This is a genomic window from Hymenobacter persicinus, assembly GCF_004167665.1.
GTDB lineage: Bacteria > Bacteroidota > Bacteroidia > Cytophagales > Hymenobacteraceae > Hymenobacter > Hymenobacter persicinus.
Map to the genome: position 1 here is coordinate 1 of NZ_SEWE01000075.1, position 11,710 is coordinate 11,710.

An 11,710-nucleotide genomic window follows, 5' to 3' on the forward strand; every position below is an offset into this window, starting at 1 on the left:
AAAGCGGCTGGCCCACGTGGGCCAGCCGCTTTTTTATTTAGTGAAGTGGTGAACGAGTGAGTTTGATGTTCAGATTGCGCCACTGGCGCAAGTGGCGCACTACCGAGCCGCCAGAACGTCGACTCACCAGTTCACCATTTCACCACTTACTTCGGTCCGAGCTCAATGGCCTGTAGCTGTTGTACTTTGCCTTCGGCGACTTCAAAGCGCAGCAGGGTGCGGACCCGGTGGAAGCCGTGGCGGCCCGCGGCGCCGGGGTTCAGGTGCAGCAGGTGCAGCTTGGGGTCGGGCATGACTTTAAGAATGTGAGAATGGCCGGTAATGAACAGGCCGGGGTGCTCCTGGGCCAGCAGGGGGCGGGCGGCGGGGGCGTAGTGGCCGGGGTAGCCGCCGATATGAGTCATGAGCACCTTGAGGCCCTCGAGCTCGAAGGCCTGCACCAGCGGCTGGGTCAGGCGCACGCCGCGGCCGTCGATGTTGCCGTACACGCCGCGCAGGGGCGCCACTTCGGCCAGGCGTTCGGCTACCTCGGCCGTGCCAAAGTCGCCGGCGTGCCAGATTTCGTCGCAGCCGCGCAGGTGGTGCAGGATCCGGTCGTCGAGGTAGCTGTGGGTATCGGAAAGCAGGCCGATTTTTTTCATCTTCGGGCAAAGGTAGCGGCGTGAAGGGCTTACGGCCGGCTCGCGTGGGGTAAAATGTACGGGTTGGCCCATAGTTCAGTTGGAGCCGACAACGGAACCGGCTGCATCCCGTATCTTGCCCGTCCTGTGCCGATTTCCGTTTGCCAATATTTATGTTGTGTTTTGCAACGGACCCCGGCCAGAGTTTCTTCCATTTGCCCTTCCAGATTACCCTGCGATGAATGTATTCATCAACGATATTCCGCTGATCATCAAGAAGACCAGCGACAAAGTGTACAAGCACCGCTACGACCTGGTGCTGGGCGCTGAAGACGAATTTACGTCCAAGGACCTGGTGGGCGACGTGCTGGTGCGCGACGTGACCGACGTGTTCGTAGACCGGTTGCTGCGGCTGATGGAGGTGAAAAAGCTGAAAAAGCTGAAATCCCTGACCATGTTGGCCCGCAAAAAGTCGCGGCTGATTCTGCACCTCAAAGACCAGTTCCGCATTGTAAAGGCCGCCGGTGGCCTCGTGGTGAAGGACGGGCTGATTCTGATGATTTACCGGCTCGGCAAGTGGGATTTGCCCAAGGGCAAGCTCAAAAAGGAGGAAGATCCCGCTTTGGGCTCCCTGCGCGAAGTCGAGGAGGAGTGCAATATCAAGATTGAGCTCGGCGACAAGCTGCCCAGCACCTGGCACTCCTACGCCTACAACGGCAACAAAATTCTGAAAAAAACGAATTGGTACATCATGCAGTGCACCGACGACTCGCTCATGAAGCCCCAGGCCGAGGAGTACATCGAGGAAGTGCGCTGGATGACTCCCCAGGAAGCCCTGGCCGTGCTCGATGAGTCGTACGCGTCCATTGCCCTGGTGGTGCGCCATTACTTGGGCGAAGTTGCCGGCAAGGAGTCGGCGAAGGAGCCCGCCAAAGAAAAATAACCTTCATTTCCGCCCGTGTTGCCTATGCGCCCGTTCCGCTACTTGCCTTTTGTACTGTTGCTGAGCGGCCTGGCCGCCTGCACCGGCACCCAGACCGCCTCCGAAAAAAGTGCTCCTGACCTGGGCAGCGCCAGCTCCGTCCGCCCCAACGCGGTGGATATGCCCGCGCTGGTCGGCCGCAACATCGACCAGGTCCGCCGGGCGCTGGGGCCACCTACCGAAACCAAGGAGGAGGCCATCGGCATGGAACCCACGGCCGAGCAGATGAAGGCTACCAAGGGCGAGGACTGGATCAACACGTTCGAGAAAAACGGCTCTACGGTGGTCGTGACCTTCAACGCCAAAACCCGCAAGGTGCTCGACATGGTGCTTATCGGCTCCAATGAGGACGAACTCATGCGCCGGGGCAACCTGAGCCTGACGGCCCAGAACTACATTGTACTGCCCGTAACGGACCCCAAGAATGCCGAGAAGGTTTCGGGTTTGCGGGTGGTGTCGCGCCGCTAGGCGGCTAGTATCCGCGGGGCTGCTTAATCCTTGCGCTTTTCTGCACGAGCAGTGCACCGGCTTTCCGATGGAAGCTAGTGCACTGCTCGTTACTTATTGCCCCGATGCTAACGATTGAACTGGGGGCAAAAGCCGGAGCCGGAGTTTGATAAAGGCGAAAAGCTCCGATATTGGGCCTGACTATGCCACAGCCGTCCAAGCCCACCAAGCCCGAGCCAGCCTTAACCATCCGCCAGGGCGACGATACGCTTTACATCCAGCAGCCCGGTACCAAGAACTCCTGGGCGCTGACCAAGGAAAACATTAAAACCCGGAGCCAACCTTTTATGGATATCGACGGGGCCCTGTTGTTCAGCATTGTGCCCATCCTGATTATGGTGCGGCTGCTGCGCCGGTTCGTGGATTTGCCCGGCCGGATGCCCCACGTAAACCGGCTGCTGGGCTACCTCTGGGTGCCGGCCGTGGCCCTGGCTGCCCTCGACCTGCTGCTGCATTTCAATACCAAGCTGCTCGACGACGGTTACCAGTTGTTTGCCTACTTGGTGTTTATCGGGGTGCTGACCTCCTTGCGCCACTACCGCCCGGCCCGCACCGTTCTGCTGGCCATTCTGCCCTATGTGCTGTACGCGGTGGTGGAGCTGATGCTGAACCTCTGGGACCTGAAGCTGCTCAAGCGCTACGACGACGTTATCGACTCCTCGCGCGGGTTTGCTCTGATCTGGCTGATTACATTTGCCCTGATTGCCCGCAGCCAGAAGAAAAACCTGGAAAAGGAGCGTCTGGAGCGGGAGGAAGAGGAAAAGGCCAAACAGCTCATTGCCGCCCAGAATGTGCAGCTGGAGCGCATGGTGGCCGAGCGGACCTCCGCCCTGACCCAGCAGGCCGAGGAACTGCGCGAAACCCTGACCGAGCTCAAAACCACCCAGGCCCAGCTCATTCAGGCCGAAAAAATGGCTTCGCTGGGCGAGCTGACGGCCGGCATTGCCCACGAAATCCAGAACCCGCTCAACTTCGTCAACAACTTCTCGGAGGTGAGCGTGGAACTGTTGCAGGAGCTGCAGGAAGGCCCGCTGGCCAAGCTACCCGCGTCGGAAAAGGAGTATGCCGACGAGCTGCTGAGCGACCTGGTGCAGAACCTGCAGAAGATTACCAGCCACGGCAAGCGCGCCGACAGCATCGTGAAGGGCATGCTCGAGCACAGCCGGGCCAGCACCGGGGAGCGGCAGCCCACCGATATCAACGCCCTGGCCGACGAGTACCTGCGCCTGAGCTACCACGGCCTGCGGGCCAAGGATAAGAGCTTCAACGCCACGCTCACCACCCATTTTGCCCCCAACCTGAGCGCCGTGCCCGCCGTGTCGCAGGAGGTGGGGCGGGTGCTGCTGAACATGTTTACCAACGCCTTTTACGCCGTCCAGCAGCGCCAGCGCCAGGGCGAGGCCGGCTACGCCCCGGAAGTGTGCGTAACCACCCGCCAGCTCCCCGACGAGGTGGAAATCCGGGTGCGCGACAACGGCACGGGCATGCCGGAAAGTGTGAAGGCCAAGGTGTTCCAACCATTTTTTACTACCAAGCCCACTGGCGAAGGCACGGGCCTGGGACTCTCGCTCAGCCACGACATTATCGTGAAGGGCCACGGCGGCACGCTCCAGGTCGACAGCCAGCCCGGGCAGTACACCGAGTTCGTTATTACGCTGCCGCTGTAAAAGGCGCGTTTCCCCGTTGTTTGTAGTGTAGCTTTGCCAGAGATGAAAATATTGGTTGTTGACGACGAAAAAGACGTCCGGGTGTTGTTTGAGCAGCGGTTCCGCCGCGAAATCCGGAGCGGAGAACTGAAGTTTTCCTTTGCCTACTCCGGCGAAGAGGCCCTGACTTACCTGCACGAGCATTTCTCGGAAGTCGTTTTAATTCTGTCCGATATTAACATGCCGGGCATGAGCGGGTTAGAGCTACTGCGCCACATCCGCCAGGACTACCCCGTGCCGCCGCCGCCGCCCACCGTGATGATGATTACGGCCTACGGGGACCAGCACAGCTACGACGAGGCCATTCGGTTGGGAGCTAATGACTTGCTGACGAAGCCGGTGGATTTTGCGGCGCTCAAGGAAAAGCTTCACTCGCTCAGTGCGCTATGAAAACGAAGATATTAGTTGTTGACGACGAGGCGGATTTAGAGCTGTTGATCAAGCAGAAGTTCCGCCGCAAGATTCGGGAGGGCGAATACGAATTCGTGTTTGCCTCCAATGGCGAGGAAGCCCTGACCCGCATCCAGGAGAATACCGATACCGACATCATCCTCTCCGACATCAACATGCCGGTAATGGATGGGCTGACGCTGCTCACCAAGGTGCACGAGGCCAACCCGACCATCAAGACCGTTATTGTGTCGGCCTACGGCGACATGACCAACATCCGCACGGCCATGAACCGCGGGGCTTTCGACTTCGTCTGCAAGCCCGTCGACTTTGCCGACCTGGAGGTGACGATGGAAAAAACCATCCAGCAGGTGCAGCAGCTGCGCGACACGCTGCGGGCCATTCAGGAAAACAACATCCTGAAAATGTACGTCGACGAGACGGTCATCAACTTCATGGCCCGGCCCGGCTTCGAAAACACGCTCATGGCCAGCGAAACTGTGGAAGCCACCGTGGCTTTCATCGACATCTGCGGCTTTACGTCGTTGTCGGAGAAGCTGCCGGCGGCCACGGTGGTCAAAATGCTCAACGCCTACTTCGACCAGATTGTGAAGCACGTTATTGCCCAGGGCGGGCACGTCGACAAGTTTATGGGCGACGCCGTGATGGCCGTGTTCCGGGGCGAGTACCACCTCGACCGCGCCATCGATGCGGCCCTGGCCATCCGCACCACCCTGCAGGCCAACCACGACGAGATGCTGGGCCAGGAGTACAGCCCCAAGGTGTCCATTGGCATCAACACCGGCGAGATGGTGTCGGGCAACATCGGCTCAGCCTCGCTGAAGCGCCTCGACTACACCGTCATCGGCGACGTGGTCAACGTGAGCCAGCGCCTGCAGTCGACGGCCCAGCCCGGGCAGATTATCATCAGCGAGGCGGCCTACCAGAAGGTCAAGGAGTCGTTTCACTGCGAGCCCATCGGGGAGGTGACCCTGAAAAACAAGGCCCAACCCGTGATGACCTACGAAGTGGTAGCCTAGGCGGGCTCCGGGGGGCGGGCAGCGCAAACGGCACGAAGTCGTCGACGTTGCCGCCGAAGCGGTGAATTTCGCGGATAATGGTGCTGCTGATGGCCGCCAGGGCCGGGGACGTAATCAGAAATACGGTTTCCAGCTCCGGGTTTACGTGGCGGTTGGCCTGGGCAATGGTGTTTTCGTACTCGAAATCGGTGGTGTTGCGCAGGCCGCGCAGCAGAAACCGCGCCCCGACCTGCCGGGCAAAATCCGCCGTAAGGCCCTTGTAGGCCTGCACCGACACCCGCGGCTCGTTGCGAAACACCTCCTCAATCATGCCCACCATCTGCTCCACGGGCAGGTAGCGGTTCTTGCTGGTGTTGTTGCCGATGGCAATGATGATTTCGTCGAACAGCACCGCGCCGCGCCGCACCACGTCGAGGTGGCCGTTGGTAAAGGGGTCGAAAGAGCCGGGAAACAGGGCAATGCGCTTCATAGCAAAGAAGGAAGGGCTGGGCGAGCTTACTCGCACAGGTGCAGGGCGTAGAGTTCGAAGTAGCGGTACTCGAACACGTCGTTGAGGCGGTAGCTGTAGGCCAAATCGAAGGGACGGTTGCCGAAGCGCACGTGGCGGATGTACTTGCGCAGGATGGTGAACAGCTCGGAGTCGTGCATCAAATCACCCCAGACGATAACCGGATCCTGGTCGGGGTTGAGCTGGAGCTCCTGCATCACTAGGATGGTGTAGTAAATTAGGTCTTCGGCCGAGGTAAAGGCAAACACGTTGCAGAACTCCACCCGCTTGTCGCGCACGGCCACCACGGTCAGCTCCTGCTGACTGATGCTCAGGTACACCCGCCGGGGCGCCGACTGCTCGCTCTGGTGAATCACGCCTTCGAGCAGGGCGCTGGTCTGGTGCACAAGCTTGCCGGCGGGGTAGAGCTGGTGATACCAGTCGGCCAGGGCCTTTTCGGCGGCGAAGATGCTCACCGTTTCCAGCGTCGAGTGCCGGTAGTGCTGCACAGTTTCGTGGTCGGCGTCGAGGTGGTGGTGCAGGCGCAGGTAGGCCGCCTCGTCGCCCTGGCGGAACAGCGGGGCGGGCAACAGCGTGAAAAAGCGGTTTTGCACGGCCAGCCGCACGCTGTTCCAGCCCGGCTGGCCCAGCAGGTCGTGGGTAGCGGCCAGGGCCCGGAACTGCCCGGCCAGGGACGTGGCCGGCGTGGGGGCATAGTCTTCCAGGGCCACGAACTTGTTGCGGCGCACGTCGGCCACGCCCACGCGTAGGCCGGCGGGGCCGGCGGTCAGGTACAGATTGTAGGCGGCCAGGTTGGCCGGGTCCAGCGTTTCGTCGCGCAGCAGGAGCTGGGCTATGGGTGCGGCAGAAACATCGGGAGCGGAGGCAGTCACGGACACGGCAGGAAGGGCAAAAGGCGCTGATCGGGCCGTTAAAGGTACGAAAGGGAACCGGCCGGCTCAGCGAAAGATATTGTAGGGGATGTAGATGTCGTCGGGGCTGATGAGGTGGCGCAGCACCGGATGCACCTGCGCGGGCGGCAGCGCCGTCAGCTCCCGGGGCGTGCGGAAGGCCATTTCGGTGAGCAGCGGGTTGGTGGGATGCTCGGGGTCGGTACCCAGGCGGGGCACGGCTGAGGCGTCCACGGATTTAACTTCAAAAAACAGCTCCAGGGCCTGCAACTCGTCGGACTTGAACTCGTGCACGTGCAGGAAGCGGCCCACCGTGATGGCTAGGCCGGTTTCCTCGCGGTACTCGCGCATCAGGCACTCGTGCAGGGTTTCGCCAAATTCCCAGCCCCCACCCGGCGGCGACCAGAACGGGACCTCGGCGGGTAGCAGGCCGCGGTGGGCCACCAGCAGCAAGCCTTCCGGCCGTACCAGCAACCCGCAGACGCGCACCCGGACCTGACCCAGATAAGGGGCCAGCAGCTCAGCAGTGGAGGAAATAGAATCGGGCATGAAAAGAATTCAGTAGGTAAAAAATCGGCGTCAGGATTCGGTGGGCCCGGCCGCGCGGCGGCGCCCAACCAGCCGGCTGAGGCGGCGGGCAAGATACAGCACCAGCACCACGGCCAGGCCGGCCATGACCAGCGGCATGAACAGCCCCAGCACCGAGCCCACTACAGCCAGCAGGTTTTCGAGGGTCGCCAGCACCGGGTTGCCCAGGCCGCCCGTGGTGGCCGTGGAGCCGGCCCGCAGCAGGGCCGTTCCCGACTGCACCAGGCCCGCCGTGCCGCCCCCGACCAGAATGCCCAGCCCCCAGCGCACCAGCGGGTCGAGGTGGGGCAGGGCCGAGGTCATCAGCAGGGTGCCGGCAATAAACGAGGCGGGTGTGGTGAGCGTGTCGAGGAAATTATCGACGACGGGTACGTAGTACGCCAACATTTCGGCCACCGTGGCCGTGGCCAGCACGCCGAAGGCCGGCCAGGAGCCCAGCCATTCGAAGCCTGCGGAAGGAGCCATGAAGCCCGTCAGGTACGCCATGTTGGCGGCCAGCAGGGGCACAAACACCCGAAATCCGCTGCACGCGGCCAGCGCCATGCCCAGGCCACCGGCTACCAGGTAATTCATTGTGGTCATCATGAGCAGGCAAAAAAAGCATCCGGGGGAAGATACGCAAACCCGGGCAGTAGGGTAGGGCGGCCGGTGCGTACCTTTGGGCCAATGAACAACCTTCCCGTTTCCGCCCCTGCCGCCGATTCCCTCGAAGCCCGCATCCGCCGCAAGCTCGTCCGTCAGCACTTCATGCACCTGATTGGCGCCGACCTCACCCGTATTGAGGAAGGCCGGGTGGAGGCCGAGCTGACGATGGAGCAGAAGCACCAGCAGAACTTGGGCTTTGCCCACGGCGGCCTCGTGGCCACCATGGCCGACCTGGTAGCCGGCTTTGCGGCCGTGACACTCGTGCCCGAAGGTACGGGCGTGGTGACCGTGGAGCTGAAAACGGCCTACCTGCACCCCGGCGTGGGCCAGAAGCTGCGGGCCGTGGGCTGGGTACTCAAGGCCGGCCGCCGCCTGTTCTTCTGCGAGTCGGAGGTGTGGTGCGACGACAAGCTCATTGCCAAGGCCTCGGCCACGATGGCCGTGGTGGAGCCGCAGTAGTAGGATGGCCCGGTTTGGTTGGGTATGTTGCTGAGGAATGCTTACAAATCCTAATCAGCTATGAAACCTATCCTTACAGTCTTACTGCTGCTGGCCCTCGTCGGCTGTCAGCCGGAAAAGCCAACCACCGGGAGCCAGGAGCCGGCCGGCAGCGTGGCCGGACCGGTCCCGCCACCCCCATCCGACGACAGCCTCGCGCTGGCCGGCATCTACCAGCTCCAGCAGCAGGCGGCCGGGGAGAGGTCGGTGGGGGCCCTGCAACTACTGGATTCGATGCGCTGCCAGAGTGATGGTTTCGTTACCGAAGCCCTCGATGAGGCGGCGGCCGAAGTTTGGAATCGTCAGTTCACCCTGACCCTGCGCTACCTGGAGCAGCACCCCAAGAGCTGCCTGCGCCAGTCGGTGGTTAGGGGGCTCAGCGCCGCTATGTTTGCGGCCGACGACCAAACTCAGGCCCTGGCTCATTTTCATCAAACTTCCCTGGATAGTGCCCGCCGGGCGGGACTTTCTACCCCCGAAATGGTGTTCTTGCACCAGCTGACCGCCGAAGTAAACCCGGCCCGGCTGGATTAAACTGCCTTCGGGCCCCGCTTCCTTTTAAACCTGCAATGCTTTCCCTGAAAACCCCGTCCGTCCGCGACTATTTCCCCTACGACCCCACCCAGGACCAGGCCACGCTGTTTTACCAGCTCGACGAGTTTCTGAAGGATGATTTGCCTGGGCGCAAGGTCTTCGTGCTGCGCGGCTACGCCGGTACGGGCAAAACCACCGTGGTCAGTGCCCTGGTGCAGTGGCTGCACCGCATGCAGCGCAAGTATACGCTGATGGCGCCCACCGGCCGCGCCGCCAAGGTGATGAGCGCCTACTCGGGCGTGGCGGCCAGCACCATTCACAAGAAAATCTACCGGCAGACCTCCGGCACCCCGGCCGCGGGCCTGTCCTTCCAGCGCCAGCCCAACCGCACCGCCGACATGCTCTACATCGTGGACGAGGCCTCCATGATTTCGGACGAGAAGGCCTTCGGCGAAAACGGCCTGCTCGACGATTTGATGGGCTACGTGTTCGAGAAACCCACCAACCGCCTGCTGCTCATCGGCGACACGGCCCAGCTGCCGCCCGTGGGTCAGCTGCTCAGCCCGGCCCTCGACCCGGAGCTGCTCACTCACCGCTTCCGGGCCAAGGTGGCCGGCGTGGAGCTGCGGCAGGTGATGCGTCAGGCCGAGGAATCGGGCATTCTGATGAACGCCACGGCCCTGCGTGAGGAGCTGCGCCAGGAGGCGCCCCACATCCAGTTTTTCACCAAAGGCTACCCCGACATCTTCAAAATTGGCGGCGACAAGCTCGAGGACGGCCTGCGCTGGGCCTACAAAAACTTCGGCCACGAGAATACCACCATCATCTGCCGCTCCAACAAGAACGCCAACCTCTACAACCAGATGATCCGGCGCACCCTGTTCGATGCCGAGGAGGAAATCGAGGCTGGCGACTACCTGATGGTGGTGCGCAACAACTACTTCTGGCTGCCCAAGGACTCGGAAATGGGCTTTCTGGCTAATGGTGACTTCGTGCAAGTCACCAAAATCGTGCGGCGGCAGGACGAGTTCGGCTTCCGCTTCGCCGATGCCCGGGTGCGGTTCGTGGACTATCCGGATGAAGAGGAGCAGGAAGTGAAGCTGCTGCTCGACACGCTGCACACCGAAAGCCCGGCCCTGCCCGCCGACCGCAGCAATGAGCTTTACCAGACCATTGCCGCCGACTACGCCCACCTGACCACCAAGCGCGACAAGAGTGCGGCTATGCGCAAGGACCCGTACTTGAACGCGCTGCAAGTGAAGTTTGCCTACGCCCTAACCTGCCACAAGGCCCAGGGCGGACAGTGGCAGGCCGTGTTTGTCGACCACGGCTTTCTGAAGGAGGACATGGTTAATTCTGAGTTTGCGCGCTGGCTGTACACGGCCGTCACGCGGGCGGCGGAGCGGCTGTTTTTGCTGAACTTCAACCAGAAACTGGTCGGCGACGCGCCGGTGGAGCGGGAGTATTAAATTATTTTAATATCGGTTGGAGCGGGTATTGCTCGGCGTACCGGGCTTGCGTAGTTTGCGGCTTAAACCATCTACCCCATCCTCTCTCTCCTTTATGAAAAGCTTGCTTCTGGCGGCCCTGGCTGTACTGCTGACCCTGGGCGGCGTCTCGGCCCAAACCCGCGAAATCTACACCAACCCCAAGTTCAGCGCCCTGGCTCAAAACCACAAGACCCTGGCCATTCTGCCCTTTGCCGTGACGCTGCAGCTGCGGCCCAACGAGGTAACCAAAAACGGCGGCCCGGAAGGCGTGGCCAAGATGGAGCAGCGCGAAGGTCTCGACGTGCAGAATGCCCTGCACTCGTACTTTCTGAAGCGCAAGGAAGATAAGGACATGACCGTAGACGTGCAGGACCCTGCCCGCACCAACGCCCTGCTGACCAAGAACGGCGTGACGGCGGCCAACGCAGCCACGTTTACGCCCGAGCAGCTGGCCAAATTCCTGGGGGTCGACGGCATCATCTCCGGCACGTTCAGTAGCTCCCAGCCCATGTCGGGCGGCGCGGCCATTGCCATGACCATGCTCGTGGGCGCCAGCGGCCCCACCAACACGGGCAAGCTCATGATTAACATCAACGACGGCGCCACCGGCGAGTTGCTCTGGAAATACGACAAGTCCCTGTCGCGCGGCCTGGGCTCCGACACGAACTCCATCGTGACGACCATCATGCGCAAGGCGTCGCGGCAGTTTCCGTATTCCAAGGAGTTCAAGAGCTAAGGTGGCGAAACAAAGCGGCCGGAATCGGGTCTTCACCTGAACCTCACCCGCGGCCCGGAGGTTGTAGTCGCAACGGCGGACTTCGGCCCCCACAGCAGGCTAAAACTGGCAGGATAGTTGGCTGCCAGCCCAAAAAACCTAATATTTGTTTCCCTCACCTCTCCTAACAACTCACAATCATGAAAAAAGCACTCGTTCTGGCTTTGTCGCTCTCGCTGGCTGGCTTTGCCGCCCAGGCGCAGTCGACGGCCGTAAAGCCCGCCAACGCCCAGGAAAAGGTAGTTGGCCCCCAGATCCAGTTTGACGAAATGAAGTACGAGTTTCCCGCCATCAAGCAGGGCGATGTCGTGGAGCACACCTTCAAGTTCAAGAACGTGGGCACCCAGCCGCTGGTCATTTCCAACATCGGCGTGAGCTGCGGCTGCACTACCCCGGAGTGGACCAAAGACCCGGTAATGCCCGGCAAAACCGGCACCATCTCGGCCAAATTCAACAGCGCCGGCAAAATGGGCATGCAGAACAAAGTGCTGACCATTGAGTCGAACTCGGTTGGCGGCAACGCCATGGTCTCACTGG

At 61.5% G+C, this 11,710-nt stretch carries 14 protein-coding genes and 1 pseudogene; 10 read left to right on the forward strand and 5 right to left on the reverse strand.

The annotated features are described in order from the left end of the window. Positions 1-146: 146 nt before the first annotated feature. Positions 147-641 carry a metallophosphoesterase family protein gene (locus tag EWM57_RS20145; protein ID WP_129923104.1) on the reverse strand — a complete coding sequence of 165 codons (495 nt, stop codon included), beginning with the start codon at positions 639-641 and terminating at the stop codon, positions 147-149. Between the two features lie 217 nt (positions 642-858). On the opposite strand from EWM57_RS20145, the gene EWM57_RS20150 reads away from it, so the two are divergent. The 5 genes from EWM57_RS20150 (at position 859) to EWM57_RS20170 (ending at position 5,245) form a co-directional block, all read left to right on the forward strand. Then, positions 859-1,563 (forward strand): NUDIX hydrolase, encoded by a 705-nt coding sequence (locus EWM57_RS20150; RefSeq protein WP_129923105.1) that lies wholly within the window; start codon positions 859-861, stop codon positions 1,561-1,563. A 24-nt stretch (positions 1,564-1,587) separates the two neighbouring features. Continuing rightward, positions 1,588-2,070: a hypothetical protein gene (locus EWM57_RS20155; RefSeq protein WP_129923106.1), complete on the forward strand. Its 483-nt coding sequence runs from the start codon at positions 1,588-1,590 to the stop codon at positions 2,068-2,070. Between the two features lie 182 nt (positions 2,071-2,252). Further along, positions 2,253-3,776, forward strand: coding sequence for a sensor histidine kinase (locus EWM57_RS20160; RefSeq protein WP_242510155.1), 1,524 nt, complete (start codon positions 2,253-2,255; stop codon positions 3,774-3,776). 42 nt (positions 3,777-3,818) lie between these two features. Further along, complete coding sequence (locus tag EWM57_RS20165; RefSeq protein ID WP_129923107.1) at positions 3,819-4,205, forward strand: response regulator; 387 nt, start codon at positions 3,819-3,821, stop codon at positions 4,203-4,205. Further along, complete coding sequence (locus tag EWM57_RS20170) at positions 4,202-5,245, forward strand: adenylate/guanylate cyclase domain-containing protein (RefSeq protein WP_129923108.1); 1,044 nt, start codon at positions 4,202-4,204, stop codon at positions 5,243-5,245. Before EWM57_RS20165 ends, EWM57_RS20170 begins: the two co-directional genes overlap by 4 nt. A gap of 19 nt (positions 5,246-5,264) precedes the next feature. On the opposite strand, the pseudogene coaD reads toward EWM57_RS20170, so the two are convergent. The 4 genes and pseudogenes from coaD to EWM57_RS20190 form a co-directional block, all read right to left on the reverse strand. Beyond that, positions 5,265-5,714, reverse strand: a pseudogene (coaD, locus tag EWM57_RS20175) (pantetheine-phosphate adenylyltransferase); the annotation flags it as partial. Positions 5,715-5,740: 26 nt separating this feature from the next. Continuing rightward, positions 5,741-6,625 (reverse strand): DUF3822 family protein, encoded by an 885-nt coding sequence (locus tag EWM57_RS20180; RefSeq protein WP_165370590.1) that lies wholly within the window; start codon positions 6,623-6,625, stop codon positions 5,741-5,743. 66 nt (positions 6,626-6,691) lie between these two features. Beyond that, on the reverse strand, positions 6,692-7,192 hold the full coding sequence (locus EWM57_RS20185) for an NUDIX domain-containing protein (RefSeq protein ID WP_129923111.1): 501 nt from the start codon (positions 7,190-7,192) through the stop codon (positions 6,692-6,694). Positions 7,193-7,222: 30 nt separating this feature from the next. Further along, positions 7,223-7,816: a DUF4126 domain-containing protein gene (locus tag EWM57_RS20190; protein WP_242510156.1), complete on the reverse strand. Its 594-nt coding sequence runs from the start codon at positions 7,814-7,816 to the stop codon at positions 7,223-7,225. Positions 7,817-7,897: 81 nt separating this feature from the next. Here EWM57_RS20190 and EWM57_RS20195 point away from each other — a divergent pair, with 81 nt between their 5' ends. The 5 genes from EWM57_RS20195 to EWM57_RS20215 all read left to right on the forward strand — a co-directional run. Further along, complete coding sequence (locus EWM57_RS20195; protein WP_129923112.1) at positions 7,898-8,335, forward strand: PaaI family thioesterase; 438 nt, start codon at positions 7,898-7,900, stop codon at positions 8,333-8,335. A 60-nt stretch (positions 8,336-8,395) separates the two neighbouring features. Continuing rightward, positions 8,396-8,908: a hypothetical protein gene (locus EWM57_RS20200; RefSeq protein ID WP_129923113.1), complete on the forward strand. Its 513-nt coding sequence runs from the start codon at positions 8,396-8,398 to the stop codon at positions 8,906-8,908. Between the two features lie 35 nt (positions 8,909-8,943). Next, on the forward strand, positions 8,944-10,377 hold the full coding sequence (locus EWM57_RS20205) for an ATP-dependent DNA helicase (RefSeq protein ID WP_129923114.1): 1,434 nt from the start codon (positions 8,944-8,946) through the stop codon (positions 10,375-10,377). A gap of 94 nt (positions 10,378-10,471) precedes the next feature. Next, complete coding sequence (locus EWM57_RS20210) at positions 10,472-11,134, forward strand: hypothetical protein (protein ID WP_129923115.1); 663 nt, start codon at positions 10,472-10,474, stop codon at positions 11,132-11,134. Positions 11,135-11,313: 179 nt separating this feature from the next. Then, a partial coding sequence (locus EWM57_RS20215; protein WP_129923116.1) for a DUF1573 domain-containing protein occupies positions 11,314-11,710 on the forward strand: 397 nt, incomplete at its 3' end.

Coding starts and splice junctions, on each gene's coding strand:
- EWM57_RS20145 (WP_129923104.1), bottom strand. CDS start 641: ATGAAAAAAATCGGCCTGCTTTCCGATACCCACAGCTACCTCGACGAC.
- EWM57_RS20150 (WP_129923105.1), top strand. CDS start 859: ATGAATGTATTCATCAACGATATTCCGCTGATCATCAAGAAGACCAGC.
- EWM57_RS20155 (WP_129923106.1), top strand. CDS start 1,588: ATGCGCCCGTTCCGCTACTTGCCTTTTGTACTGTTGCTGAGCGGCCTG.
- EWM57_RS20160 (WP_242510155.1), top strand. CDS start 2,253: ATGCCACAGCCGTCCAAGCCCACCAAGCCCGAGCCAGCCTTAACCATC.
- EWM57_RS20165 (WP_129923107.1), top strand. CDS start 3,819: ATGAAAATATTGGTTGTTGACGACGAAAAAGACGTCCGGGTGTTGTTT.
- EWM57_RS20170 (WP_129923108.1), top strand. CDS start 4,202: ATGAAAACGAAGATATTAGTTGTTGACGACGAGGCGGATTTAGAGCTG.
- EWM57_RS20185 (WP_129923111.1), bottom strand. CDS start 7,192: ATGCCCGATTCTATTTCCTCCACTGCTGAGCTGCTGGCCCCTTATCTG.
- EWM57_RS20190 (WP_242510156.1), bottom strand. CDS start 7,816: ATGATGACCACAATGAATTACCTGGTAGCCGGTGGCCTGGGCATGGCG.
- EWM57_RS20195 (WP_129923112.1), top strand. CDS start 7,898: ATGAACAACCTTCCCGTTTCCGCCCCTGCCGCCGATTCCCTCGAAGCC.
- EWM57_RS20200 (WP_129923113.1), top strand. CDS start 8,396: ATGAAACCTATCCTTACAGTCTTACTGCTGCTGGCCCTCGTCGGCTGT.
- EWM57_RS20205 (WP_129923114.1), top strand. CDS start 8,944: ATGCTTTCCCTGAAAACCCCGTCCGTCCGCGACTATTTCCCCTACGAC.
- EWM57_RS20210 (WP_129923115.1), top strand. CDS start 10,472: ATGAAAAGCTTGCTTCTGGCGGCCCTGGCTGTACTGCTGACCCTGGGC.